The following is a 25085-nucleotide window of genomic DNA, read 5'->3' on the forward strand; positions in this document are numbered from 1 at the left end:
ACTCGTGGTCAGGCTTGGGACAGGTCGTCGAAGGGGCGCACCTCGACCGGCCCGCAGGCCGCCGAGCACCTCTCGGCCCAGGCCAGCGCCGCGTCCAGGTCGGCACACCTGATGACCCAGAACCCGGCGATGTGCTCCTTCGTCTCGGCGAACGGCCCATCGCTCATGGTGGTGGTGCCGTTCTCGACCCGGACGACGGTGGCGCTGTCCGGCGACGTGAGTCCCCCGCCGAAGACCCAGGCGCCCGCGGCCTGCAGGTCGTCGTTGATCCGGCCCGTCTCCCTGAACATGGTCTGCATCTCCTCGTCGGACGGCGTCGGCGCGCCCTCGACGAAATGCACGGACAGCAGGTACTGCTTCATGATGATCCTCCGGCAGCTCGATGGTGGGATAATGCAGGTCAGACGGCCAGGCGGCGCGCGACAGCGGGGATCACGATCGCGGCCGCGACCAGGTGGGTGAGCATCAGCAGCGCCTTGGTGGCCGCCCCGGCGTCGGCGATCACGTCCGGCACCAGGGACAGAACCGTCAGCACCACCGTCGTGCGGACGAACGTGCGCCGCGGGTGCCGGGCGAAACGCGCCAGCAGCGCGGCGATGATCACGCCGATCAGCGAGAAGACAGCGGTCAGCACGCCGAACCCCGTCACCGGGATCGGGGCGCCGGCCAGGTCGAGGCTGATTCCGGCCAGTTGGCCGGCGGCGGCTACGGCCATGGTGGCGATGCTCGCGGCGACCGTGGCGGCGACACCGGTCCGGATCAGCGCACCGACGGTCGACGTGGTGGCGTGGGTCGTATTCGCAGTGGCGGTCATCGTGCCCTCCAGTGGGTGTGCGGCCCGTTGCGATGCCGGGCTCTCACCAGGGCTACGAACTGAACCGACCCCAATCGACAGCACGCCCCAAATTTTTGTCCACGATTTTTGGCGTCGGCGTAAGATGAGGCAATCTCGGGACATAGCGGACGAGCCCGACCACCGATTCTCGCAGTTCGCCTGACCGGCGGCACCGCCCACCGACCGGCGGGCAGGCGGCGGTGCCGCTGGCTACGGTGTCAGCATGGGAGGACCAGTGAGCCTCAGAGGGTGCGCTGGTACTCCTCCCAGGTCCGCTTGGGGCTGACTGCCGGCCCGTCGTCGGCGCCCCGGTTGGCCAGGCCGTTACGACCGAGGTAATAGTCGCCGGCCTGGTTCTGCGCACCGGTCGACTGGTCGGTGTCGGAGAGCGCGATGGCGTGGATGTGGTAGCCCCAGTCGCCCTGGGCAGGGGTCCGCAGCCACGCGGCAAAGCCCACCGTGCGCAGGCGACGCAGCACGTCCGTCCGGACGGCCGAGGAGAGGCCGCTGACCGAGAGGTCGAGCGCTCCGCCGCCGTCGTGCGTGCCGGCGGAGGCGCCCACACCGCTGCTGTACGAGCCCTGCGTGATGCCGAGCTGGCGGCCGAGCAGGCGTTCGGCCTCGAACAGCATCGACCTGGTACGGGTGTTGACCTGCACGCCGCGCAGGGTCACCACGCTGCCGGGTGAGATCGCCCTGACCACGGCGTACCGCCCCTCGCCGAGCGACCGCAGCGACGACGGGCCGGGAAGACCTGTCGCGTCGAGACCGGTGTAGCCCAGCGACCGCTGATAGGCGGCGTACGCGGCGATCGTGCTGGTGCCGAAGTGCCCGTCGACGTACGCCGACGAGAGCAATCCTCTCGCCTGGAGTGCGCGCTCGACCAGCAGGACGCTGTCCTTGGCCCCGTCGGTGAGCGCGGTGTCCGGCCGGCGCGGGTCGATCTGCGCCGCCTTGATCAGCGCCTCCATGTCCAGCTGCGGCAACGCGGCCGCAGCCGAGTTGGCCAGCGGTACGGCGCCGACCACCGCCGCACCGGCAGCGACGAGCAGGTTTCTTCTGGTGAGCACGCTTCCTCCGTAAGATATTAACCAATCGACATGACGGAATGAAGCTAGTCTTCAATGCGAGCGCTGAGTTGTCACCCCACTGGGGCGTACGAACGTCCTCGGGATTGCCTCCCGCCGGTCGACGTGGACGGTCGGGACCCGGCCGGCCCCGACCGTCCGATGGCGTCCCGTCCGGCCGGCCATCCGTCGCAGGTCGGTGGGCCCCCGTCGTAGCTCCGTGTCAGCTAGTGCTGTGACCACTAACGTTCACCGGGTTGTCGGTGCTGTTGTGGTTCCTCGCCCAGACGTTGTCGGAGCGAGCGACTCCCCACCGGTAGTGGGGCGGGCCTCAGCCGGCCAACCGACCCTGACACCGCTGGTGGGCGGCGTGGGTCACGCCGGGACAGCCCGGCACCGGGAAGGTGTCGGCCTGCTCGACGGTGCGTGATGACCGCACCCATGTCGGGTGCGGTGGTGGTGACGCCGCCCGGGGTCCGGGTGGCGATGGTGAACGCCGCGGCAACATCACGATGCCCGACGAACCCGCAACTCCTGCACATCATGGTCCGCCCGCGGGGCTTGACCACTCTGCGCCGGCACACCGGGCAGGTCGACGACGTACCCCGCTCATCGACCAGATACACGGTGATCCCGGCCAGCTCCGCCTTGTCCTTCAGGACCGCGATCGCCCGGCCGAGTTGCCACTGCCGCAACCGCAGGTTGTGCCGCCGACCCGCCGGCAGATCGAGGACACCACGCGAGTCACCGACGGTCAGCGTCCCGACCCGGTGCTGCACTGCCCAGCCGATCACGGTCTTCGCGGCCTCGTGCCCAGCCTGCCGTACCCGACGCCGATGCCGCCCCTCCATCAGCCGAGCCCGCCGGCGGGTCTTGCGCCACCGCCGCGAACCCCGCTGGCCCCTCTTCGGCGCACGGGCGGCGATCGCCCGGCGGCGGCCTTTCGTGTCGGCCAGGTGCTGACGGTGCTCGGCGCGGATCGCCCGCCCGGACACCAGCAACATCTGCCCGTTACCCGCTGCCACCGCGTACGGGTGAATGATGCCCAGGTCGACCCCGGCGACCCGCCCCCGCTGCGGCTCCTGACCCGCGGGGTAGGTCGCGACCGGAAGCTCCGCGGTGACCTCGACCCACAACCGCCCCTGATCGAACACCAGCGTCACTGACCGCACCGCATCATGGGGGTAGGGAACCGCCCGGTCCAGGCGCACCACCAGCGGCGGGCTCCCGGCCGAGGTCGGCAACCGCAGCCGCCGTTCACTCAGACCGAACGTGCCGTGATACCAGCGGACCGGCATCAACGACCGTCGCCGCCGCGGATACCGCACCTCACCATGCCCCGCCCTACGGCGGGCGGCAGCGCTGAACCACGCATCAGAATAGCGACGCAACACCGACCGGGCGCCGGTCGAGTCGAGCTCACCGAACGTGCCCGGACCAGACGCGGCGAGCAGTCGACACAACTCCTGATAGCTCGCGACCGGCCGATCGTGACGACGATGCCGCCAGCTGTTGTATTCCAATACACACGCCCAAAGATCCCCGGCCGCGCGGAGCAGGCCGAAGCAGCGTTGCCGCTGCGCCCGGGTAAGACGCAGGCCGACCCGGGCGGTGCGATGCACCACCCGCCGGCGCTCCCGAATCCCTACGTCTGGGCATACCAGAAGCCAACCACGAGGGCCTGACACAACCCGGCCAACGTTAGTGGACACAGCACTAGCCGCCAGAACCCTGCCGGGTCGGGTCGGGTGCCTGCTCGATAGCCTCGTCGGCCAGGTGCCAGACCTCTCGCATCGGGGCCCACCAGTCCCCCGAGCCGGGCTCGGCGATCGACTCCTGGCACGGGTCGGTCAGCTTCCACCACTCCTGCGTCTGCGGATCCGCGGCGATCAGCCGCAGGTCGGCCTCGTAGTCGTCGCCGACGTACTCGTAGTAGCCGAAGAGCAGGTCGTCGTGGAGGAAGATGGTGTAATTACGGAAGTTCGCCTCGCGCAGCGTCTTCTCGACGCTCGGCCAGACCGCGGCGTGTAACCGCAGGTAGGTTTCACGCTGCTCGGGGCGGAGTCGGATCACGCAGCCATGACGTTGCACGTCGTGCCCTTTCGTGTGAGCTGGTTCAGGGGTGCCGAAGGCACCTGACCGTAGCGGTTGGACGGTGCCGGGAGGGGGCCAGCCGGCCGCCGATGTCGACCGTTTTGCCAGGACTACGGACGGTGGCGCCGGGTCTACCCTCAGGTGATGGAGGGCCGCGTGCTGGTGGTCGAGGACGACTTCTCGATCCGGGAGGTCACCGCCCTCGGTCTGCGCCGCGCCGGCTTCCGGGTCGACACCGCCGTGGACGGGCAGCAGGCGCTGGTCGCGTTCCGAGCCCACCCGGTCGACCTCATCGTGCTCGACATCATGCTGCCGGGCCTGGACGGTCTCCAGGTATGCCGGGAGATCCGGCGGACCAGTCAGGTGCCGATCCTGATGTTGACGGCGCGTACCGACACCATCGACGTGGTGGTCGGGCTGGAGTGCGGCGCGGACGACTACCTGCGCAAGCCCTTCGACCTGCCCGAGCTGGTGGCCCGGGTCCGCTCGGTGCTGCGCCGGGTGAGCGGGCCGGCCCCGCCGACCGTCGTGGAGGTCGGCGGCCTGGAGATCGACCCGGGCGGCTTCGTGGTCCGCCGGCGCGGCCGAGAGGTGGCGCTGACCGCCACCGAGTTCCGCCTGTTGCTGGAGCTGGCCCGCCGACCCGGCCAGGTCTTCACCCGGCAACTCCTGCTGGACCTGGTCTGGAACCACGACTTCCTCGGCGACTCCCGACTGGTCGACGTGGCGGTGCAGCGGCTCCGCGCCAAGATCGAGGACGATCCGGCGCAGCCACGGCTGATCCGGACCGTGCGCGGCGCCGGCTACAAGTTGTCGACGGGCTGACGGGGGGTCGGCGATGGCCGGACGCGCGGTGCTCCCGGGCCGCCTGCGGCGCCGGCTGATGATCGCGTTCGTCCTGGTCGCCGGCGTCTCGGCCGGGTTGCTCGCCGGCGGGACCGGGCTGCTGCTGCGGCAGTCCTGGTGGGACGCGTCGCTGCACGAGGCCGCCGCCGACGCCCGCTACCAACTCGTGCTCGCTGGACAGTTCCTCCCGCTGACGGAGCAGCGCAGCACCGAACTGCTCACCAGCTTCGAGGCCAGCGGCCGGCACGTGGTGCTCGTCGACGGTCCGCCCCGCGCCTCGCACCCCGCGTACGCCCCGGTGCTGGGCACCCCGTTGCGGGCCGTCGTCGCGGACGGGCGGCTCGGCTACCAGCGCTCCGGGCCGGCGGAGCGTCCGCGGCTGCTGGTGATCGGCGGGCGCATTCCCGGCTCGACCGCCGAGCTGTACGTCCTCACCGTCGAGGACGACGTCGCCACCGACCTGGGTCAGCTACGCACCGCGCTGGTGGCCGGCTGGGTGCTCGTGGTGTTGCTGGCCGCCGCGGTGGGTCACGCGCTGGCCCGCCGCACGTTGGAGCCGGTGGGTCGGGCCAGCCGGGCCGCCCGAGCCCTCACCGAGGGCCTGCTCGCCACCCGCCTGCCGGTACGCGGGCGGGACGAGTTCAGCGTCTGGGCGGCGACGTTCAACGAGATGGCCGAGGCGCTGGAGTCGAAGATCACGGCGCTGTCGGCCGCGCAGGCCCGCGAGCGGCGGTTCACCGCGGATGTCGCGCACGAGCTGCGTACCCCGGTGACCGCGTTGGTGGCCGCGGCGTCGCTGCTGCGCGAACACCTCGACCAGTTGCCCGACGACGCCCGGCCGGCGGCCCGGTTGCTGGTCGGCGACGTGGTCCGGCTGCGCCGGCTGGTCGAGGACCTGATGGAGATCTCCCGGCTGGACGCCGGGCGGGAGCAGTTGGCGGTCAAGGCGGTCGACGCGTTGGCGCTGCTGCGCGGCATCGTCGCGGCGCGCGGCTGGACGCCGCGGGTGTGGGTCACCGGTGATCCGGTCGCGGTGCGCACCGACCCGCGTCGGCTGGAGCGGGTGCTGGCCAACCTGGTCGCCAACGCGGTCGAGCATGGCGGTGGAGAGATCACGGCCAGCGTGGCGGGCGCCGGGCCCCTGGTCGTCTTCGAGGTCACCGACCAGGGGCCCGGCATCCCGGCCGAGCATCTGCCCCGCGTGTTCGACCGGTTCCACCAGGTCGACCCGTCCCGGTCCGCGCCGGGCAGTGGGCTCGGGCTGGCCATCGCTCGGGAGCACGCCGAACTGCTCGGCGGCGCGCTGGGCGTGCGCAGCGAACCGGGTGAGGGGGCCCGGTTCCGACTGGAGCTGCCCGCTGACGGTCCCGCCGGCCCGCACGGTGACGTGCCGCGCCCGGGTCCGGTTGGGCGTACCGCCGGCGCGGCGGGCGGTGCGGGATGACCGGCCGCGGCGCGGTCGGGCTGGGCGTACCGGCGCTGGTCGCGGCGCTCCTGCTCGGCGGCTGCGGCACTCCCCGCTCCGGTGACCTCGGCCCGGCGCCCACCGCGCCGCCGCCGCGCGTCGCACCCAACGACCGTCCGGAACCCGCCCCGACCCGGGCAGCGGAGCCGACACCACCACCCCCCGACCGGCCACCGGGTCCGTCGGCGGCGGCGTCCACCGGCACGCGCCGGCCGGACCCGGTCACCATCGAGCTGTGGTACGTCCGCGCCGGGCAGCTCGTGCCGACCCGACGCACCCGGCCGGCCACCGTCGCGACGTCCCGGCTGGCACTGACCGAACTGGCCGCCGGGCCGAACCCGGCCGAGGCCGCCACCGGGATGACCACCCTGCTGCCGGTCGGCGTCGAGGTCACCCGCGTCGCCGACGGCATGGCGACGCTGCGGGTGCCGTCCGCCGGCGACCCGGCCACCCGGCGGCTACGCGAGGCGCAGGTGGTGTGGACGCTCACCCAGTTCCCCACGGTGCGTCAGGTTCGCCTCGACGGCGCCACCCCGGTCGACCGGGCGGACTACGCGGACCTGCTGGCACCGATCGTGGTCACCGGCCCGATTCCCGGCGAACGCGTGTCCGTCCCGCTCGTCGTCACCGGCACCGCAACCGTGTTCGAGGCCACGGTGAGCGTCCGGGTGCTGGACGCCGCCGGCCGGGAGGTGGCCACCGGTTTCGGCACCGCCAGTTGCGGCAGCGGCTGCCGGGGTGGCTACCGCGTGGTGGTCGGCTGGCGCACGGTCCGCGAACAGCAGGGCACGGTCGAGGTGTACGAGGTGTCCGCCGAAAACGGCGCGCGGATCAACACGATGGCCGTGCCGGTGGTCCTCGCACCCGGCGGCTGACCACCCGTTCACCCGCCGGACTCCCGGTGGAAACGCAATCGTTTCGTCGTTTGGATGCGAGGCAACTCACGAAAGCCTGCACGATCAACCAACCGCGAACTAGGGTCAGTACGACATCGTTTCGCGGGGGGTCGGGATGCTGGGTGGTCAGCAGGTGGGCGCGGGTGCCGGGGTGCCGGCAGCCCGGGGTCCGCGCTGCACCGACAGCCACCTGTTCACCGTCGTCATCGACACCCTGCGCGAGGTCGGCTTCGACCGGATGACCATCGACGCCGTCGCCGCCCGCGCCCACGTCAGCAAGGCCACCATCTACCGACGCTGGGACGGCAAGGCGGAGCTGGTCGTCGCCGCCCTGCGCGACCGGCACGTGGGTGTGCACAACCCGCCCGACACCGGTTCCCTGCGCGGGGACCTGATCGAGTTGCTGCGGGCCACGGCCGCGATCTGCACGGCCGACTGCGACCTGATGCAGGCGTTGACCTTCGCCATGCGGACCAATCCCGAGCTGGAACGCCTGGTACGTCACCAGGTGCTGCCGGCCGGGCGGGTGGCCAGCACGGCCATCCTGGTCCGGGCCGCCGCCCGCGGGGAGATCCCGCCGGAGGCCGGCGAGCGGGAGTTGTTCCACGATCTGGCGCCCGCGCTCACCATGTCCCGCATCGTCGCGCACGGCCTACCCGCCGATGACGCGTTCCTCACCCAGGTCGTCGACCAGGTGCTGATCCCGGTGCTCCGTTATCAGCACGACCGTCCGTCGCCGGCCTGACTCACCGATATTCGCAACACGGAAGGCTTCACCATGCCCGGAACCACCTCGACCGCGCCCGGCGCGCCCAACGCCGGGGCGTCGACAGGCGCACCGCACCCGCGGCGCTGGATCGCGCTGGCGGTCATCGCGGTCTCACAGCTGATGGTCGTCCTGGACGCCACCATCGTGAACATCGCGCTGCCGCAGGCCCAGGCCGACCTGGGCATCACCGACGCGAACCGGCAGTGGGTGATCACCGCCTACACGCTGGCCTTCGGTGGTCTGCTGCTGCTCGGCGGTCGCATCGCCGACTACTGGGGGCGCAAGCGCGCCTTCCTGGTCGGCATGACCGGTTTCGCGCTCGCCTCCGCCCTGGGCGGTCTGGCCACCACCGGTGAGATGCTCTTCGCCGCCCGCGCGTTGCAGGGCGCCTTCGGCGCGCTGCTCGCCCCGGCCGCGCTGGCGCTGCTCACCGTTCTCTTCACCGAGGCCACCGAGCGGGCCAAGGCATTCGCGGTGTACGGCGCGATCGCCGGCGGTGGGTCGGCGGTCGGCCTGCTGCTCGGTGGGGTGCTCACCGAGTACGCCGACTGGCGCTGGTGCCTGCTGGTCAACATCCCGGTCGCCGCCATCGCCATCGCCTTCGCGCTGCCGCTGGTGCCGGAGAGCCGGGCCCACGGCAACACCCGCTACGACGTACCCGGTGCGATCGTGGTGACCGCCGGCCTGGTCTCCCTGGTGTACGGCTTCACCAAGGCCGCCGAGGACGGCTGGGACGCCACCGCGACGCTTGGTTTCATCGCCGCGGGCGTCGTGCTGCTCGCCGCCTTCGTGGTGATCGAGCTGCGCTCCAGCCACCCGCTGCTGCCGCTGCGGATCCTGCTGGACCGCAACCGGGGCGGGGCGTTCCTCACCTCGACGCTGATCGGCGCCGGCCTGTTCGGGGCGTTCCTCTTCCTGACCTTCTACTTCCAGGTGGTGTTGCAGTACAAGCCCCTCGAAGCCGGTCTGGCGTCCCTGCCGGTCACCGCCGGTGTGCTGATCGCCGCGGGTGGCGCCAGCCAGCTGATGCCCCGGCTGGGTGCCAAGCCGCTGATGGTCGCCGGTGCGGCGCTCGCGGCCGTGGGCATGCTGGTGCTGACCCAGATCGACGTGGACACCTCGTTCCTCACCCACCTCCTGCCCGCGCAGGTCATCCTGGGCCTCGGGCTGGGCTTCACCTTCGTCCCGCTGTCCAGCCTGGCCCTGGTCGGGGTGCCGGAGCACGACGCCGGCGCGGCCAGCGCGACCCTCAACGCCACCCAGCAGATCGGTGGCTCGCTCGGCACCGCGCTGCTGAACACCTTCTACACCAGCGCGGTCGCCGCCTACCTGGTCGGCCGCGCGCCGAACCCGGTCAACCAGGTCGAGGCGCTGGTGCACGGCTACCGGGTGGCCTTCGCCTGGGGCGCGGCGCTGATCGTGCTCGCCGGACTGGCCACCCTGGTCCTGGTGAAGGTCCGCAAGGAGGACATCCCGACCGGCAACACCGTGCACATGGGCTGAGCTGACCGCCGTGGCCGCCGGCCGGAGCGCCCCGACGTGGGGTGGGCCGGCCGGCGGCGACGTCCGGTAACGTCCCGACCATCGTCGAAAATCCGTTTGAGGAGATCCATGTCGACCCCTGCTGACCAGATCATCACAGCTCTGCGCGCGGGCCACGAGGAGCTCGCCGCGCTCGTGCGGGACCTCAAGGAAGACGACCTGCTCCGGCCGTCGGGGGCCAGCGAGTGGCAGGTGTCCCAGGTGCTGAGCCACCTGGGCAGCGGCGCCGAGATCAACCTGGCGACGCTGGACGCCGCCCGTTCCGGCGCGCCCGGCCCGGACGGGGACTTCAACCGTGGCGTCTGGGCACGCTGGGACGCGATGTCCCCGGCCGAGCACGCCGCCGGGTTCCTCGCCACCAACGAGCGGCTGGTCGAGGCGTACGAGGCGCTGGACGCCGGCACCCGCGCCTCGATGCGGATCGACCTCGGCTTCCTGCCGGAGCCGGTCGACGTGGCCACCGCGGCCCGGTTCCGGCTCAGCGAGTTCGCCCTGCACCAGTGGGACGCCGAGGTGGCGTTCAACCCGTTCGCCGCGGTGACGCCGGGTGCGGTGGCGCTGCTGCTCGACCAGATCGGCGGCATGCTGGCCTGGACCAGCCGACCGCAGGAACTGGCCGGGCGGGAGGCCACCCTGCTGGTCCGGCTGCACGCGCCCGAGCGGACGTTCGGGCTGCGGCTGGGCGAGAAGGTCGAGGTCGTCGACGCGCCGGAGCGTCCCGACGGGGAGTTGGTGGCACCGGCCGAGGCGTGGCTGCGGCTGGCCACCGGACGGCTGGGTTCCCAGCACACCCCCGAGGGGGTGCGGGTGACCGGTTCGGTGTCTCTCGACGACCTGCGCCGGGTCTTCGTCGGCTTCTGAGCTGGTGCCGCGCGGGCCGGTGACCCGGCCCGCACGGCACGTCAGCCCTTCACGCAGACCACCTGCTTGAGGTGCGCGACCACCTCGACCAGGTCCTCCTGCTGGGCCATCACCTCGGTGATGTCCTTGTACGCGCCGGGGATCTCGTCGACCACCCCGGCGTCCTTGCGGCACTCCACCCCGGCGGTCTGCGTGGCCAGGTCCTCCGTGCTGAAGGTCCGCTTGGCCTGCGCCCGAGACATCCGACGTCCCGCCCCGTGCGACGCCGAGCAGTACGCGTCCGGGTTTCCCCGGCCCCGCACGATGTACGACCCGGTGCCCATCGACCCGGGGATGATGCCCAGGTCACCCCGGCCGGCCCGGATGGCGCCCTTGCGGGTCACCAGCACGTCCACCCCGTCGTAGCTCTCCTCGGAGACATAGTTGTGGTGGCACGATATGGGCTCGTCGTAGCCGACCTGCGGGAAGTGCTCACGCACCACGCCGCAGAGCAGCGCCAGCATGACCGCCCGGTTGCGCCGGGCGTACTCCTGCGCCCACCACAGATCCCGCCGGTACGCGTCCATCTCCGGCGTCCCGGCGAGGAACACGGCCAGGTCCCGGTCCGGCAGGTCGGCGTTGTGCGGCAGTCCCCGGGCCACCCCGATGTGCCGCTCGGCCAGCTCCTTGCCGATGTTGCGGGACCCGGAGTGCAGCATCAGCCAGACCCGCCCCTCGTCGGCGCCGCCCTGCTCCAGGCAGACCTCGATGAAGTGGTTGCCCCCGCCGAGGGTGCCGATCTGTCGCTGCGCCCGCGTCTCCAGCTGGGCCACCCGCCGGTCCAGGCCGGCGAACCGGCCCCAGAAGTCGTCCCAGCCGGCCTGCTCCAGGCCCCGGATCCGACGGGTGTCGACCGAGTCCTTGCGCTGGGCGAAGCCGACCGGGATGGTGGCCTCGATCGCGGAGCGCAGACCGGCCAGGTCGTCCGGCAGGTCGACGGCGGTCAGCGAGGTACGCACCGCCGACATCCCGCAGCCGATGTCGACGCCGACCGCGGCCGGCGAGACGGCCTGCCGCATCGCGATCACCGAGCCGACCGTGGCGCCCTTGCCGAAGTGCACGTCGGGCATGACGGCGACACCCTGCACCCAGGGCAGCGCGCCGATGTTGCGCAGCTGCTTGGCGGCCTGCGGCTCGATGGCGTACGGGTCGGTCCAGACCCGGACCGGTGCCCGGGTACCGGCGAGGGGGGTGAATCCCATCGTGGACTCCTTCTGTCGTGCGGTGACTGATAATGATCAGCCTTTGATTGCCAGCGGCGATGCCTGGACACGAAAGGGCCGCCCGATCCCGGTGGGATGGGCGGCCGGCGGACGCGTCAGCGTCGGCGTCAGTCGCGCCACCCCGGCTCGTTGCGCCGCAATGGGGAGTAGGCACGGGTTTTGGCGGTGATCCGCGCAGGGGTGCCGGCGGGGAGCAGGCACCAGCGGACATCGGTGCGGACGCGTCGCGACATGGCGTACTCCCTCCGGGATTGATCGGTTGACGGTGCACCGACGAGACTAGGAGCGCTGCGGGACGTCCGCAATGGATATGCCGGCGGACCGCCGACGAACCGCCTCCACGCGGTGGTGGGGCAGACTCGTGGACATGGTGGAGACCTCCGTGCGCCTGCTGCGGCTGCTGACCCTCCTGCAGGTGCGCCGGGAGTGGTCCGGCGCCGAGCTGGCCGAACGGCTCGCGGTCACCACCCGCACGGTACGCACGGACGTGGAGCGGCTGCGGGTGCTGGGCTACCAGATCGAGTCACACCCGGGGGTGGCCGGCGGCTACCGGCTCGGCGCCGGGTCGGCGCTGCCACCGCTGCTGCTCGACGACGACGAGGCCGTGGCGGTGGCCGTCGGGCTGCGGGCCGCCGCTGGGGGCTCGGTGACCGGCATCGAGGAGACCTCGCTGCGGGCGCTGGCCAAGCTGGAGCAGTCGCTGCCGTCCCGGCTGCGGCACCGGGTGGACGCCCTGCGCTCGGCGACGGTCTCCGCCGCCGGCGGTGGCCCGACCGTGGACGCCGACACCCTCACCGCCGTCTCCACGGCCGCACACCGCCGGGAGCGGCTGCGGTTCGACTACGCCGGCCATGACGGCACGGTCAGCGTGCGCGACGTCGAGCCGTACCGGTTGGTCTACACGGGGCGCCGGTGGTACCTGCTCGGGTGGGACACCGACCGGGCCGACTGGCGGACCTTTCGCGCCGACCGGATCCAACCCCGGGTGCCGACCGGCCCGCGCTTCGCACTCCGTGAGCCGCCGGGTGGCGACGCGGTCGCGCACGTGCTGCGCGGCGTCGGCTCCACGGCCTGGCCACACCCCGCCCGGGTACGCCTGCACGCGTCGGCGGAGACCATGGCGCGGCGGATCCCCACCACGGCGGGCCTGCTGGAGGCGGTCGACGAACGGGCCTGCCTGCTGCACACCGGTGGGGAGTCGCTGGGCAATCTGGCCGCCTTCCTCGGCACTCTGGAGGTCGACTTCGACGTGCTCGACCCGCCGGAGCTGCGTGCCGTCATCCGGGACGTCGCCGCCCGGTTCGGTCGCGCCGCCGGCCCCGCGCCGGGGTGACTCGCGGTTCACCCCGGCGCGGACGTGGCAGTGGAGCTATGACTGCGGCACCAGCCGGAAGGACTGCGCCGCAGTACCGTTGCAGGTGTACTGGATGAGCTGGACGCTGTCCGCCGTGGACGCTCCCGGCACGTCGAGGCACTTGCCGCTGAGGCGGTTGACCAGCCGGTAGTAGCCGCCGCCCTCGGGCTCGGCCCGCCACTGCTGGTTGTTGCCGCCGCTGTAGGACCAGAGCTGGATGGGCGCCGAGTCGGCGGTCGACCTGTCGGTCACATCGAGCACCTGGGCGCTGTTGTTGCGGTTGTTGACCCGCAGGTACCCGCCGCTGGTCGGCGCGAACTGGTACTGCTGGGCGGTGCTGCTGTTGCACGCGTACTGCTGGATGGCCGTGCCGTTCGCGCTGGCCGCGGCCCGCGCGTCCACGCACTTGCCGTTGCCCCGGTTGACCACGGTGTGCCAGGCGGTCGGCGAGATCGGGCCGTCGGACGGCGGGGGCGTGGTCGGGGGGACGGTGCCGACGCCGGCCAGCCAGTGCAGCCCGTCGATCAGCAGCTGGTTCTGCTGCGCGCTGTCGAAGGTCGACGACAGCCCGGTGTTGGTGCTGTAGTTCATCGCGTTGTGGCCGAAGTTGGCGTAGAGCATCTTGTACTGCCGGTTGCTCCAGACGAGCGGGTAGTAGCCGCCGTACCAGGACTGGTTCGGGTCCGTGCCGACCGGGAAGCTGGACGGGTCGACCGACGCGAGGATGTCGATGTTGGGGTTCTGCCGCAGGTCGTTGCTCCAGGAGTACCACTCGCTGATCGACGACGGGAACGTCGCCGGGAGGTTCCGGGTGGCGGCGTGGGTGCGGTTGTCGGCGCGCATGGTGACCCGGGTGGGTCCCCAGGTGTTCGTCTGGAACGAGCCGGTGCCGAGGAAGGTGTTGTAGTACCAGCTCCAGCTCGACGGGTTGTCGGTCCACGCGCTGACGTGGAAGCCGAGCCACGCCCCGCCGTTCTGCATGTACTGCTGGAACGCGGCCCGCTGCCCGGCGGGCGGCGCGTCGTCCAGGAACATGACGACCTTGTACTGGGCCAGGTTGGCGGTGTTCAGCAGGCCCCAGTTGTTGGTGGCCTCCCAGGAGAAGCCGTGCTGGGCGGCGGCCTGCGGGAACCAGGCGCGGGCGTCCCTGACGAAGTCGATGTGCGCGGCGTCCCAGGTGCCGTTGTAGAAGGCCAGGACCTTGAACGTCGGCGCGGCCTGCGCACTGCGCGAGGCGTTGACCGCGAGACCGGCGGTCAACGCGACGACCAGGGCGACGAACAACGACAGGATGCGTCTGGTACGGGAGGAGAGTTCTGCGATCACCTGATCGTCCCTTCGGTCGGGACGCGCGCCGCCGCGTCGATGTGCATCTGTTCACAATGTTTACAGATAGATGAAAGATTATGCGCTCTGCTTGGGTGGCGTCAATCGCACCGCGGCCGATCGGGGTGGGATTCCTGCGGCAACGGGTACTCCGGCCGGATGACCAGCCCGGACGCCGTCGACGTCGACCAGCCGCTTGCCGTGGACGTACCCGCCGCGCCGCACGACGCCAGCGGCGAGCGGGTGCCGACCCGCGACCTGGCCAGCCTCGCGCCGCCGGCCCGGTCGGCGCGCCGCTGGACCCCGGGCCGGGTGGTGGCCACCCCGGCCGCGCTCGACCACCCGCACGGCCAACGGATCGTCGAGCGGGTGCGGGCACTGGGCATCGAGGTGGAACACCTGCGCGCCAACCGGCTCACCGGGGTACGCGGGCAGACCGACCGGGAGACCTACGCCCGCGCCAAGTCGACCATGGCGATCGTGGTGAGCCCACCCTCACGGCGCGTCCTGCAACCCATCGCGCCCAGTGCCGACTGGCGGGTCGACCTGGCCGAGGGCTGCCCGGCGCACTGCCAGTACTGCTACCTCGCCGGATCCCTGTCCGGCCCACCCGTGACCCGGGTGTACGCGGACCTCGACGACATCCTCGCCGGGCTGACCGCGTACGCCGGGCGCGGAACGGTGACCAGCCGCAACGCCCGGCGCGCCGACGAGGGCACCACCTTCGAGGCGTCCTGCTACACCGACCCGCTCGCCCTGGAGCACCTGACCGGCAGTTGGCGGCGCGCGGTGCAGCACTTCGCCGACTGGGACGCCCCCGTGCAGTTGCGCTGGACCACCAAGTACGCCGATGTGGACACCTTCGTCGGGCTGCCGCACGCCGGCCGGACCCGGGTCCGCTTCAGCGTCAACTGCGCCCCGGTCAGCGTTCGGTTCGAGGGCGGCACCGCCCGGGTGCCGGACCGGCTGGCCGCGCTGCGACGGCTCGCCCTCGACGGCTACCCGGTCGGGCTGACCATCGCGCCGATCATCGCGCTGCCGGACTGGCGGGAGCGCTACGGCGAACTGCTCGACCAGGTCCGCGCCGCGGTCGACGGGGTGCCGGAGCTGGACCTGACCGCCGAGCTGATCACCCACCGGTTCACGCCGGGCAGCAAGGAGGTGCTGCTCGGCTGGTACCCGCGTACCCGGCTGGAGATGGACGAGGAGTCCCGCACCCGCAAGCACGGCAAGTTCGGCGCCGTGAAGTACGTCTACCCCCGTGAACAGATGACCGAGCTGCGCGACTGGTTCACCGCCGAGCTGACCGCCCGCGTCCCGGCCTGCCGGATCCTCTACTGGACCTGACCGCGCCCAGGTTGGTCAGCCGACCGAGGAGCGGGCGACCGGGGCAGCGAAGAACGTGTCCGGGTACGGCTCGTCGCGCAGGCTGTAGTGCCACCACTCACGGTCGTAGTTGACGAACCCGGCGTCGGTCATCAGCCGCCGCAACAACCGGCGGTTGTCCCGCGCCGTCCCGGTGATGCGGGGGTCGGCGGTGTGCGCCCGCGAGTCGAAACAGTCGAAACCCGTACCCATGTCGATGCTGTTGTCTGCGAAGCGCTGCCCGCGCGGCGCGGTGCAGGCGACCAGCGGTTGCCCGACCCGGTACGGAGGTTGGCTGGCGGCGGGCTCGTCGACCAGGGTCAGGTCCAGGGTGCTGCCACGGCTGTGCGCGGTGGGTGCCCCGATGTAACCGTCGGCGAAGAGCTTGTCCTTGGCCAGGTCCGGGTAGAACTCCGCCTTGGTCTGCTGCTCATCGGGGCGCTTCGACCAGGCGACGAAGTCGTCCACCGCCGGTTGTGGGCGGTAGCAGTCGTACACCTTGAGGCGGTGCCCGCCGGCCAGCGCGGCGTCCTGCACGCGGCGCAACGCCTCGGCCGCCTGCCGGGTCAGCAGGCACAGCGGCTCGCGGTAGCCGGTGATCGGCCGGCCGACGAAGTTGTGCGCCGTGGCGTAGCGGATGTCGGCGCGGATGCGCGGGTCGAGGTCGGTCAGCACCACGAACCCCGGCAGCGGGGCTGGCGTGGAGGGGGACGGGATGGGCGCGGGTGTGGGGCTCGCCGACGTCGGTTGCGGCGCGGCCGGCGCGGGGCGGGGCTGCGGCCGCGAGCAGCCGCCGAGCAGCGCGGCGAGCGCGAGCACGACGGCCAGACGGTAGCGCACGAGTCCTGTCTATCAGCCCAGCTGGGGCCGCCATCGCAGGATCCACCCGGTCTGCCGAAAGTCCGCCTGTCCCTGGCCGCCGGGGAACCGCGATGTCAGGAAAGTCGAGTCGATCGAGGGCCGTCCGCCGCACCGACGAGCGAAAGGGGCCGAAAAAACTCCGGAACTTTTCCGCAACTCCAGCGAAGCTTCGGTCGGCCTGGCATGTCGTCAACCCCCTTCGGTGAGGCAAGATGACCCGTGGAACGGGCACGCCGTTTCGGGACACACGGTGGGCGACGTGTTGTGGTCGTTCCTCCGGCTCGGTGAAGGAGACGCGGGTGGGCGCGGACGACGGACGCAGGGTGACCATCACCGCGATCGCACGGGAGGCCGGGGTCTCGGTGCCGACCGTGTCCCGGGTGCTCAACGGTCGCTCCGATGTGGCCCCGGACACCCGGGAGCGGGTCGAGGAGCTGTTGCGCCACCACGGCTACCGGCGTCGCACCAGCCGCAGCGTTCGCCGCGCCGGTCTCGTCGACCTGGTCTTCAACGACCTGGACAGCCCGTGGGCCGTGGAGATCATCCGGGGCGTGGAGGATGTCGGGCACGGCGCCGGCGTCGGCACGGTGGTCTCCGCGATCCACCGGCAGCCCACCGCGGCCCGGCAGTGGTTGCAGAACCTGCGCACCCGGGCCACCGACGGCGTCATCTTCGTGACCTCGCACCTGAGCCCGCCGCTGCACGCACAACTGCGTCGCCTCAACGTGCCGGTGGTGGTCGTCGACCCGGCCGGAGTGCCGGCCATGGACGTGCCGACGATCGGCGCCACCAACTGGGCCGGCGGGCTGGCCGCTACCGAACATCTGCTCTCGATCGGGCACCGGCGCATCGGTTTCGTGGCCGGGCCGACGCACCTGCTGTGCAGCCGGGCGCGGCTCGACGGTTACCGGGCCGGGCTGGAGGCCGCCGGGGTGCCGGTGGACGACGCGCTGATCTACCCGGGCGACTTCTACCACGCCTCCGGGTTCGCCGGTGGGACCACGCTGCTCGACCTCGCCGACCCGCCGACCGGCATCTTCGCCGCCAGCGACCAGATGGCCTTCGGTGTCTACGAGGCCATCCGTCGCCGCGGGCTGCGCGTCCCGGACGACGTGAGCGTGCTGGGTTTCGACGACCTGCCGGAAGCCCGCTGGGCCTCACCGCCGCTGACCACCGTGCGCCAACCGTTGGTCGAGATGGGACGGTTGGCGGCCCGGACCGTGCTGCGCCTGGCCCAGGGCGAGGGAATCGACTCGCCCCGGGTGGAACTCGCCACCGAGTTGGTCGTTCGCGACAGCACCGCCACCCCGCCGACCGGGTCGCCTGCCCCGGCGTGACGGCCGGTACCGCGCCGGAGACCGGTTGGACCGGTTCCGGTCCGTTCCCGGAAATTCCGGCCGGGGGCAGCGCGCCACCGAGGCTCACCCCGTGGGGCGCGGTGAGCGACCGACGGTCACCCACCGCGCCGTACGGTCAGCGGTGGTGGTGCCAGCGGATGGCCTTGCGGATGGTCACCGGCAGTGCGGGCGCGCCGTCGACCGGTGCCGGGTCCTCGGCGGTCGGCGCCACTCCCCCGGCGGCGATCCGGTCCAGGGTGGCCAGGCCGGCCCCGTCGACCTCGCCGAAGATGGTGTAGTTGGGGCGCAGCGCGGAGTTGGCGTAGACCAGGAAGAACTGGCTGCCGTTGGTGTCCGGCCCGGCGTTGGCCATGGCCAGCACACCCCGGGCGTACACCCGGCGCTCGCCGGTCGGGTCGGTGGGCGCGGGCGGCAGGTCGGTCGGCAACTCGTCGCGGTACCGGTAGCCCGGGCCGCCCTCACCGGTGCCGGACGGGTCACCGCACTGCAGCACGCTCAGCGTCGGGTACGCGGTGAGCCGGTGGCACGGGGTGCGGTCGTAGAACCGCTTGCCGACCAGGTGCAGGAAGCTCTGCACCGTGCACGGCGCGGCGGCCCGGTCCAGCGTCAACCCGATCGGCCCGTGGTTGGTCGCCAGGGTCACCCGGACACTGCCCCGGGCCGGGGTGCGTCGTGGGTCGGGCGGCAGCGGCACCGGCCGGGCCGCGGGTTCGTCCGGGGTTTCGGTGTACGCGCACGGGCCGTGGGTGGTGCGCGGCGGTCGGGTGGCGGTGTCGACAGCGGTGGGCGCCGCGGCGGAGACGCCTAGCGCGTCGGCCGACGGGCCCGGGGCGGCGAGCGCGGTCGCGGACGCGCCGACGACCATCGCCCCGGCGAGCACGGTCACCCCCGCGAGGCGGGTCAGGGCGCGCACCGGCCGGCGGGGTGCCGCCACTGCGGTGCACGGTTCGAGTTCACTCGACACAGGGATCCTCCTGGACTGGTGGTGCCAGAAAGACCGGAGTCTATGGAGGGCAGCGCCCGATGTCGATCCGTCAGGGCATCCGACGGCGACGCCGCCACAGCAGGCCGCCCAACAACGCCAGCACCGTCGCGCCGCTCACCGCGGTCACCGACCAGAGCCACCCCGAGCCGGTACGCGCGGGCCCGCTGGCCGCCGCCGGCCGGGGCGCGCCGGGGGCCGCCAGCACGGACGGCGCCGCCGACGGAGTGGCGGTCAGCTCGCCGGGCTCGACCAGCCGGCCCACGGCGGCGTCCCGGGGCAGCGTGAAACCCCAGTCCAGCAGGGCCGCGCCCTGCTCCCAGCCGCGTACCGGCGCCGATTCGGCGCCCAGCAGGGTGACCACCAGCCGCCGCCCGCCGCGTTCCGCCGCACCCACGTAGGTGTGCCGGGCCAGGTCGGTGAAGCCGGTCTTGCCACCGAGCGCCCCCGGGTACCGGTAGATGAGCTGGTTCTCGTTCTGGATCTCGAAACCCTTGGTGCGTTGCCGTGGCTGGGGCGGAATCGACGTCTGCTCGGTCAGCGCGTACCGGCGGAAGGTCGGCTCGGCGAAGCAGACCCGGGCGATCAGCGCCAGGTCGTACGCGCTGGTGAACTGCCCCTTGCCGTCCAGCCCGGACGGGGTGACCGCGTGGGTCTGGAGCGCGCCGAGGTGGTGTGCCTGCTCGTTCATGGCGCGTACGCCGGCGGCGCTGTCCACGCCGCTGCCAAGTCGGGCCAGCGCGTTGGCGGCCTCGTTGCCGGAGTTGAGCAGCAACCCGAGCCAGATGGTCTCGATGGTGTACCGGCCACCGGCGACCAGGCCCACGGCCGAGGAGCCGGGTTCGATGTCCATGTCCGCGTCGGTGACGGTGACCGTCTGCTTCGGGTCGAGCCTGGGCAGCATCGTGGCCGCCAGCAGGAGCTTCTGCACGCTCGCCGGTGTGCCGTACTCGTGCGGGCCGCAGCCGCCGAGCACCTGGCCGCTGTCCAGGTCGGCGACCAGCCACGACGTGGCGGTGACCCTCGGTGGCGCGGCGACGCCGGCCGGCACGACCAGGCCGGCCGTGTCGAGCGCCGCGCCACCGACCACCCGCTGCTCACCGACGGCGGGCGGGGGTGACGGCCGGGGTGGGCGGGACGCCGCCGGCGCCGGGACCCGGGGGCAGCGCACCGTCGGCGCGGCGGACGCCCCCGTCGCACCGACCGGCACGGGAGCGAGCAGGACGGCGGACGTCGTGGCCGCCAGCAGCGCAGCTCTCATGTGCCCGACCCTAGTCAGGACGATCGCCCGGCGGGACGGGATGGCGGTCAACTCGCGTCGCCGCGACCGCGCAGGTAGTCGTGCAGCGCGGCACTCCCCCGCAGCCGGCGCAGGCTGCGGGCGTGCAGCTCCTGCTCGCGGCGGGCCAGTTCGGCGCGGACCCGTTGAGCGCTGCCGGTGGTCCGCAGTTCGCCCAGCACCGCGGCGATGATCTCGAACGGGTACGCGCCTCGGCGCAGCAACGCGATGACCTGCGCCGCGCGTAGCTCCGCCTCGTCGTACACCCGGTAGTTGGTGCCCGGGGTGCGGCCCGGGCGCAGCAGCTCGCGCTCCTCCCACAGCCGCAGCTGCGAGGTTCGGACCCCGACCAGGGCGGCGACCTCGCCGATGCGGGCGCCGTGGCGTGGCGTGGGCCGGGCCGCCGGTGGGCTGGCCAGCACGGTCTCGAAGGCGCCGAGCACCCGGCGGATCTCGGCGCGTTCCCGGTCCAGCTCGGCATGGCCGCCGTCGAGCGCCGCCAGGGCCGCCGGCAGGTCACCCCGGTGCACCGCCGCCATGACCTCCCGGGTACGGCTCCAGCCGTGCCCCTCGGCCAACCGCCGCGCCACGGTCAGCGCCCGGGCGTGCTCGGTGGTGAAGATCCGGTAGCCGCTGTCGGTACGGCCCACCGGCGGCAGCACGCCCTGCTCGACGTAGTTGCGCACCTGCTGCACCGAGATCCCGACGGTGGCCGCCAGGTCCACGGCGCGCAGCCGATCCTTCGAGGCGACGTCCACGCGAGCCACCGTACCGCTTACCACGTGATTTGAGACTTTGCGGGACGCAGTGCCGACGCTTGTCCTGGGATCTCGGCGAAAGTCTCTACATGTGGATGAATGAGACAATGGAACCCGCCAGTGCCCGGCGGGGCAAAGTCCCGCCATGATTCCGTGAAGGGTCCGTATGTCGCAGCCAGCATGGTCCGCCGCCGACAGCCACGACATGATCGAGGTACGTGGAGCGCGGGAGAACAATCTCGCCAGCGTCTCGGTCGACATCCCCAAACGCCGGTTGACCGTCTTCACCGGTGTCTCCGGGTCGGGCAAGTCGTCGCTGGTCTTCGGCACCATCGCCGCCGAGTCCCAGCGCATGATCAACGAGACCTACAGCGCGTTCCTCCAGTCGTTCATGCCGAACCTCAACCGGCCGGACGTCGACTCGCTGCGCAACCTCAGCGCGGCCATCGTCGTCGACCAGGAACGGATGGGGGTCAACTCCCGTTCCACCGTCGGCACCGCCACCGACGCGTACGCCATGCTGCGGATCCTCTTCAGCAGGCTCGGCCAGCCGTCCATCGGCGGCGCCGGGGCGTTCAGCTTCAACCTGCCCGAGGGCATGTGCACCACCTGCGAAGGGCTGGGTCGGGTCTCCGACCTCGACATCAACGAGTTGGTCGATGTCGAGCGCTCCCTCAACGACGGCGCGATCACCGTGCCCAACTTCGCGGTCGACTCCTGGTACTGGCAGACCATCGTCGGCTCCGGCCTGTTCGACCCGGACGTCAAACTCCAGGACTTCACCCCGCAACAGTGGGAGGACTTCCTGCACAAGCCGGCCACCAAGATCAAGGTGGGCAGCAACAGCTGGACGTACGAGGGTCTGGCGGTCAAGGTCAAGCGGCTCCTCCTGGCCAAGGACCGCGAGTCGATGCAACCGCACATCCGCGCCTTCGTCGACCGGGCCGTCACCTTCACCAGCTGCGGCGACTGCGGCGGCACCCGACTCAACGCGGCGGCCCTGTCGTCGCGGATCGCCGGGCACAACATCGCCGACTGCTCGGCCATGCAGATCAGCGACCTGGCGACCTTCGTCCGCAGCATCGACGACCCGGGGGCGGCGCCACTCGTCGCCAACCTGCGCGACCTGCTGGACTCCCTGGTCGAGATCGGGCTGGGCTACCTCAGCCTGGACCGTGAGTCGGCGACCCTCTCCGGCGGTGAGGCGCAACGGGTGAAAATGGTCCGGCACCTCGGCTCCAGCCTCTCTGACGTCACGTACGTCTTCGACGAACCCACCGTCGGCCTGCACCCGCACGACATCGCCCGGATGAACGACCTGCTGCTGCGGCTACGCGACAAGGGCAACACCGTGCTCGTGGTGGAACACAAGCCGGAGACCATCGCCATCGCCGATCACGTGATCGACCTCGGACCGGGCGCCGGCACCGACGGTGGTCAGATCTGCTTCACCGGCGACATCCCCGGCCTGCGCCGCTCCGGCACGCTCACCGGCCGGCACCTGGACCACCGGGTGACCCTGCGCGACGCGGTACGCCGACCCACCGGGCAACTCGCCATCCGCCAGGCCGACCTGCACAACCTGCGCGACGTGGACGTGGACATCCCGCTCGGGGTGCTCACCGTGGTCACCGGCGTGGCCGGCTCCGGCAAGAGCTCACTGATCCATGGGTCGCTGCGCGGCCGGTCCGGGGTCGTCATCGTCGACCAGTCTTCGATCCGTGGCTCACGACGCAGCAACCCGGCCACCTACAGCGGGCTGCTCGACCCGATCCGCACCGCCTTCGCCAAGGCCAACGGAGTCAAGGCCGCGCTGTTCAGCGCCAACTCCGAAGGCGCCTGCCCGACCTGCAAGGGAATCGGGCTCATCTACACCGACCTGGCGATGATGGCCGGCGTCGCCAGCGTCTGCGAACGGTGTGCAGGACGGCGGTTCACCGACGAGGTGCTCACGTACACGCTGCGCGGCAAGAACATCCACGAGGTCCTGACCATGTCCGTCACCGAGGCGTACGCGTTCTTCCCCAGCGGGTCGGCGCACCTCATCCTCGGCCGGCTGGTCGACGTCGGGCTGGGCTACCTCAGCCTCGGCCAGCCACTGACCACCCTGTCGGGCGGGGAGCGGCAACGACTCAAGCTCGCCATCCACCTGGCCGAGAAGACCACCACGTACGTCCTGGACGAGCCGACCACCGGTCTGCACCTGGCCGACGTGGACCAACTGCTGGCCCTGCTCGACCGAATGGTCGACGCCGGAAACACGGTGATCGTCATCGAGCACCACCAGGCGGTCATGGCACACGCCGACTGGCTCATCGACCTCGGCCCCGGCGCCGGCCACGACGGCGGCCGCATCGTCTTCACCGGCACACCGGCCGAGCTGGTCGCCACCGGCGACACCCTGACCGCCAAACACCTGCGCGAGTACGTCACCGACCCGGCGGTGGTCGGCCAGGGCTGACACCGCCGCCCCGAGACCGGCCGAGGCACGGCCAACGACGTCGCGGGTGGGTATCGACCACCGCCACGCGGTATGGAACCTGGCGGCCGCGGTCAGACCGGGCCGGCAGCAGCGGCGGTGCTCCGGCGGCGCCAGCGGCCAGCGGTCAGGCCGGGCCGGCAGCAGCGGCGGCGGTGCTCCGGCGGCACCCGCGGCCGGCGGTCAGGTGACGCGGCGCAGCCAGCGCCGCTGCCAGGGGGTCTCCACCGCCTTCGGGTGGTAGCCGGCCCGAACCCACGGCACCGCCCGCTCGACCGGCAGACCGTCGAGGATCGCCAGCGCCGCCAGGGCCGTTCCGGTACGACCCACCCCACCCCGACAGGCCACCTCGACGCGTTCACCGTCGTGCGCCCGACGCAGCCCCTCCCGCAGGGCGTCGAGGGCGTCGGCGCGGTCGAGCGGCACCCAGAAGTCGGGCCACCGGATCCGCCGGTGCGGCCAGGCCGGATCCGGACCAGGGGCCAGCAGCACGGCAAAATCGGCGGGCGAGGATACGGCGGCGACGCGGCGTCCCCGCACCGTCGCCCCACTGGGAAGTACGAGTACGCCCGACTGCTCGGACCACGGGTGTGCGTCAGTCACCTGGACATTGTGCCGCTGCCGACTGACGGATGAACACAGACAGCGCCGCCCCCGGCCGGTGGGCCGGGGGCGGCGCTGGTGTCGGTGTGCAGGTCGCCTCTCGGCGAGTGGCACGACGCGGCTCCAGCCGAACGGTATTCCGCGAGGGCGATATTAGGTGAGGCCCGGGGACACTGAGTCACACCGACACTGTCCACAACCAGCCCGCACCCCGCGTTGTTCCCACACCCGGCCGGGCCCACCCACCCGATCGCACCCACCCGACCGCCCCGCCCTCCCGCAGCGCAGCTGCGCCGCTGGGGCGCCGCCAGGCCGCTGACCGGCGGCCGCCCATCGTCGATCGTTCCAATGCGCACTGCTGGCCGACAGCCGTCCCGCCACGCAGCTGCGCCGCTGAGCGCGGCGCAGCACCGTTGGCCGATGGGCGCGCCGCCGCACCGCTGGCCGATGGGCCAGGGCCCCACCGGCCCACCCCCGCCGCACCGTGGCCTGGCGGCGGTCGACCGGCGACTGGCGGCTGGCGGCTGGCGGCACCGCCGGCCGTTCCACCCCGTCGCGCCGCCGGGCCCCATCGCTGCACCGTCGGTCGCCTCACGACCACGGTGCTGCACCGTCGGTCGCCTCAAATCACGGCACCCAACCCGCATCGGGCGGTGTTTCGGCCATGCCCCGCGAGATCTTGGACAGTTTCCGTTCGCGCGGAACGGTAACTGTCCAAGATCTTGCGGGCAGCCGTCGACCAGACGGCGCGATCTGCCTCCCTCACGGACCCGCGCAGCGCGGCATCCCAGCCCAGCGGCCCAGCGCCAGCGGCCAGCAGCGGCCCAGCGGCCAAGGGGCAGCGGTCAAGGGTCACCGGCCAACGACGGCAAAGGCCGCTGGCCGGCACCCCGGGTTGCGGGTGCCGGCCAGCGGTCAATGTCCTACGGTCGTGCGGTCGTGCGGTCCTACGGTCGTGCGGTCGTGCGGTCGTGCGGTCGTGCGGTCTTGGTCTTACGGTGCGTGCTGGTGCGGGGGTCAGCTGTTCCAGTGCTGGGTGACGAGGTCGGTGGCCTGCTGCTCCCACTGGGCGTAGGCGTCGGG

General features: G+C 72.1%; 23 protein-coding genes. 10 read left to right on the plus strand and 13 right to left on the minus strand.

Annotation, left to right across the window (positions count from 1 at the left end; genetic code table 11):
- Nucleotides 1–8: 8 nt before the first annotated feature.
- The 5 genes from AC5L30_RS28315 to AC5L30_RS28335 all read right to left on the minus strand — a co-directional run bounded on the left by AC5L30_RS28315 (nucleotide 9) and on the right by AC5L30_RS28335 (nucleotide 3975).
- A complete protein-coding gene (locus tag AC5L30_RS28315) occupies nucleotides 9–362 on the minus strand; it encodes a YciI family protein (protein WP_494870920.1) in 354 nt (117 codons plus the stop codon).
- Between the two features lie 38 nt (nucleotides 363–400).
- Entirely contained in the window at nucleotides 401–814 is a 414-nt protein-coding gene (locus AC5L30_RS28320) for a DUF6069 family protein (protein WP_494870921.1), read from the minus strand.
- A gap of 263 nt (nucleotides 815–1077) precedes the next feature.
- Nucleotides 1078–1905: a peptidoglycan-binding domain-containing protein gene (locus AC5L30_RS28325; RefSeq protein WP_494870922.1), complete on the minus strand. Its 828-nt coding sequence runs from the start codon at nucleotides 1903–1905 to the stop codon at nucleotides 1078–1080.
- A gap of 239 nt (nucleotides 1906–2144) precedes the next feature.
- Nucleotides 2145–3614 (minus strand): RNA-guided endonuclease InsQ/TnpB family protein, encoded by a 1470-nt coding sequence (locus tag AC5L30_RS28330; protein WP_494870923.1) that lies wholly within the window; start codon nucleotides 3612–3614, stop codon nucleotides 2145–2147.
- A gap of 4 nt (nucleotides 3615–3618) precedes the next feature.
- Nucleotides 3619–3975 carry an L-rhamnose mutarotase gene (locus tag AC5L30_RS28335; protein ID WP_494870924.1) on the minus strand — a complete coding sequence of 119 codons (357 nt, stop codon included), beginning with the start codon at nucleotides 3973–3975 and terminating at the stop codon, nucleotides 3619–3621.
- A 165-nt stretch (nucleotides 3976–4140) separates the two neighbouring features.
- Here AC5L30_RS28335 and AC5L30_RS28340 point away from each other — a divergent pair, with 165 nt between their 5' ends.
- From AC5L30_RS28340 to AC5L30_RS28365, 6 genes are all read left to right on the plus strand, one after another.
- Complete coding sequence (locus AC5L30_RS28340; protein WP_494870925.1) at nucleotides 4141–4821, plus strand: response regulator; 681 nt, start codon at nucleotides 4141–4143, stop codon at nucleotides 4819–4821.
- Between the two features lie 13 nt (nucleotides 4822–4834).
- Complete coding sequence (locus AC5L30_RS28345; protein ID WP_494870926.1) at nucleotides 4835–6286, plus strand: sensor histidine kinase; 1452 nt, start codon at nucleotides 4835–4837, stop codon at nucleotides 6284–6286.
- Nucleotides 6283–7182, plus strand: a complete 900-nt coding sequence (locus AC5L30_RS28350; RefSeq protein WP_494870927.1) for a Gmad2 immunoglobulin-like domain-containing protein — start codon at nucleotides 6283–6285, stop codon at nucleotides 7180–7182. Before AC5L30_RS28345 ends, AC5L30_RS28350 begins: the two co-directional genes overlap by 4 nt.
- A gap of 136 nt (nucleotides 7183–7318) precedes the next feature.
- Nucleotides 7319–7948, plus strand: coding sequence for a TetR/AcrR family transcriptional regulator (locus tag AC5L30_RS28355; RefSeq protein WP_494870929.1), 630 nt, complete (start codon nucleotides 7319–7321; stop codon nucleotides 7946–7948).
- Nucleotides 7949–7981: 33 nt separating this feature from the next.
- On the plus strand, nucleotides 7982–9475 hold the full coding sequence (locus AC5L30_RS28360; protein WP_494870930.1) for a DHA2 family efflux MFS transporter permease subunit: 1494 nt from the start codon (nucleotides 7982–7984) through the stop codon (nucleotides 9473–9475).
- Between the two features lie 108 nt (nucleotides 9476–9583).
- Nucleotides 9584–10375: a maleylpyruvate isomerase family mycothiol-dependent enzyme gene (locus AC5L30_RS28365; RefSeq protein ID WP_494870932.1), complete on the plus strand. Its 792-nt coding sequence runs from the start codon at nucleotides 9584–9586 to the stop codon at nucleotides 10373–10375.
- Between the two features lie 41 nt (nucleotides 10376–10416).
- Here the strand turns inward: AC5L30_RS28365 and AC5L30_RS28370 are convergent, their stop codons facing one another.
- Together AC5L30_RS28370 and AC5L30_RS28375 are read right to left on the minus strand one after the other, a co-directional pair.
- On the minus strand, nucleotides 10417–11616 hold the full coding sequence (locus AC5L30_RS28370; RefSeq protein WP_494870934.1) for an RtcB family protein: 1200 nt from the start codon (nucleotides 11614–11616) through the stop codon (nucleotides 10417–10419).
- Between the two features lie 128 nt (nucleotides 11617–11744).
- A complete protein-coding gene (locus AC5L30_RS28375; protein WP_494870936.1) occupies nucleotides 11745–11870 on the minus strand; it encodes a hypothetical protein in 126 nt (41 codons plus the stop codon).
- Between the two features lie 134 nt (nucleotides 11871–12004).
- On the opposite strand from AC5L30_RS28375, the gene AC5L30_RS28380 reads away from it, so the two are divergent.
- Complete coding sequence (locus tag AC5L30_RS28380; protein ID WP_494870938.1) at nucleotides 12005–12970, plus strand: helix-turn-helix transcriptional regulator; 966 nt, start codon at nucleotides 12005–12007, stop codon at nucleotides 12968–12970.
- Between the two features lie 36 nt (nucleotides 12971–13006).
- Here the strand turns inward: AC5L30_RS28380 and AC5L30_RS28385 are convergent, their stop codons facing one another.
- Nucleotides 13007–14317 carry an RICIN domain-containing protein gene (locus tag AC5L30_RS28385; protein WP_494870940.1) on the minus strand — a complete coding sequence of 437 codons (1311 nt, stop codon included), beginning with the start codon at nucleotides 14315–14317 and terminating at the stop codon, nucleotides 13007–13009.
- Nucleotides 14318–14476: 159 nt separating this feature from the next.
- On the opposite strand from AC5L30_RS28385, the gene AC5L30_RS28390 reads away from it, so the two are divergent.
- Nucleotides 14477–15664, plus strand: coding sequence for a spore photoproduct lyase family protein (locus AC5L30_RS28390; RefSeq protein ID WP_494870942.1), 1188 nt, complete (start codon nucleotides 14477–14479; stop codon nucleotides 15662–15664).
- 15 nt (nucleotides 15665–15679) lie between these two features.
- On the opposite strand, the gene AC5L30_RS28395 is transcribed toward AC5L30_RS28390, so the two are convergent.
- A complete protein-coding gene (locus tag AC5L30_RS28395) occupies nucleotides 15680–16522 on the minus strand; it encodes a M15 family metallopeptidase (protein ID WP_494870944.1) in 843 nt (280 codons plus the stop codon).
- Nucleotides 16523–16842: 320 nt separating this feature from the next.
- On the opposite strand from AC5L30_RS28395, the gene AC5L30_RS28400 reads away from it, so the two are divergent.
- The gene (locus AC5L30_RS28400; protein ID WP_494870946.1) at nucleotides 16843–17880 is read left to right on the plus strand and encodes a LacI family DNA-binding transcriptional regulator; all 1038 of its coding nucleotides are present in this window, start codon (nucleotides 16843–16845) and stop codon (nucleotides 17878–17880) included.
- A gap of 136 nt (nucleotides 17881–18016) precedes the next feature.
- Here AC5L30_RS28400 and AC5L30_RS28405 read toward each other — a convergent pair whose 3' ends face one another.
- The 3 genes from AC5L30_RS28405 to AC5L30_RS28415 all read right to left on the minus strand — a co-directional run bounded on the left by AC5L30_RS28405 (nucleotide 18017) and on the right by AC5L30_RS28415 (nucleotide 20920).
- Nucleotides 18017–18766, minus strand: a complete 750-nt coding sequence (locus AC5L30_RS28405) for a peptidylprolyl isomerase (RefSeq protein WP_494870963.1) — start codon at nucleotides 18764–18766, stop codon at nucleotides 18017–18019.
- Between the two features lie 169 nt (nucleotides 18767–18935).
- Nucleotides 18936–20144 (minus strand): D-alanyl-D-alanine carboxypeptidase family protein, encoded by a 1209-nt coding sequence (locus AC5L30_RS28410; protein WP_494870948.1) that lies wholly within the window; start codon nucleotides 20142–20144, stop codon nucleotides 18936–18938.
- 47 nt (nucleotides 20145–20191) lie between these two features.
- Complete coding sequence (locus AC5L30_RS28415) at nucleotides 20192–20920, minus strand: MerR family transcriptional regulator (protein WP_494870949.1); 729 nt, start codon at nucleotides 20918–20920, stop codon at nucleotides 20192–20194.
- 166 nt (nucleotides 20921–21086) lie between these two features.
- On the opposite strand from AC5L30_RS28415, the gene AC5L30_RS28420 reads away from it, so the two are divergent.
- A complete protein-coding gene (locus AC5L30_RS28420; protein ID WP_494870951.1) occupies nucleotides 21087–23381 on the plus strand; it encodes an ATP-binding cassette domain-containing protein in 2295 nt (764 codons plus the stop codon).
- A 201-nt stretch (nucleotides 23382–23582) separates the two neighbouring features.
- Here AC5L30_RS28420 and AC5L30_RS28425 read toward each other — a convergent pair whose 3' ends face one another.
- Entirely contained in the window at nucleotides 23583–24002 is a 420-nt protein-coding gene (locus AC5L30_RS28425) for a protein-tyrosine phosphatase family protein (protein WP_494870953.1), read from the minus strand.
- Nucleotides 24003–25085 lie beyond the last annotated feature (1083 nt).

Source organism: Micromonospora sp. BQ32 (assembly GCF_059358895.1).

Bases quoted from the DNA above. Each gene is read 5' to 3' on its own strand.
- AC5L30_RS28340 (WP_494870925.1), top strand. From the start codon at position 4,141: ATGGAGGGCCGCGTGCTGGTGGTCGAGGACGACTTCTCGATCCGGGAG.
- AC5L30_RS28315 (WP_494870920.1), bottom strand. From the start codon at position 362: ATGAAGCAGTACCTGCTGTCCGTGCATTTCGTCGAGGGCGCGCCGACG.
- AC5L30_RS28370 (WP_494870934.1), bottom strand. From the start codon at position 11,616: ATGGGATTCACCCCCCTCGCCGGTACCCGGGCACCGGTCCGGGTCTGG.
- AC5L30_RS28355 (WP_494870929.1), top strand. From the start codon at position 7,319: ATGCTGGGTGGTCAGCAGGTGGGCGCGGGTGCCGGGGTGCCGGCAGCC.
- AC5L30_RS28360 (WP_494870930.1), top strand. From the start codon at position 7,982: ATGCCCGGAACCACCTCGACCGCGCCCGGCGCGCCCAACGCCGGGGCG.
- AC5L30_RS28390 (WP_494870942.1), top strand. From the start codon at position 14,477: ATGACCAGCCCGGACGCCGTCGACGTCGACCAGCCGCTTGCCGTGGAC.
- AC5L30_RS28350 (WP_494870927.1), top strand. From the start codon at position 6,283: ATGACCGGCCGCGGCGCGGTCGGGCTGGGCGTACCGGCGCTGGTCGCG.
- AC5L30_RS28420 (WP_494870951.1), top strand. From the start codon at position 21,087: ATGTCGCAGCCAGCATGGTCCGCCGCCGACAGCCACGACATGATCGAG.
- AC5L30_RS28365 (WP_494870932.1), top strand. From the start codon at position 9,584: ATGTCGACCCCTGCTGACCAGATCATCACAGCTCTGCGCGCGGGCCAC.
- AC5L30_RS28380 (WP_494870938.1), top strand. From the start codon at position 12,005: ATGGTGGAGACCTCCGTGCGCCTGCTGCGGCTGCTGACCCTCCTGCAG.
- AC5L30_RS28375 (WP_494870936.1), bottom strand. From the start codon at position 11,870: ATGTCGCGACGCGTCCGCACCGATGTCCGCTGGTGCCTGCTCCCCGCC.
- AC5L30_RS28410 (WP_494870948.1), bottom strand. From the start codon at position 20,144: ATGAGAGCTGCGCTGCTGGCGGCCACGACGTCCGCCGTCCTGCTCGCT.
- AC5L30_RS28405 (WP_494870963.1), bottom strand. From the start codon at position 18,766: ATGGTCGTCGGCGCGTCCGCGACCGCGCTCGCCGCCCCGGGCCCGTCG.
- AC5L30_RS28345 (WP_494870926.1), top strand. From the start codon at position 4,835: ATGGCCGGACGCGCGGTGCTCCCGGGCCGCCTGCGGCGCCGGCTGATG.
- AC5L30_RS28320 (WP_494870921.1), bottom strand. From the start codon at position 814: ATGACCGCCACTGCGAATACGACCCACGCCACCACGTCGACCGTCGGT.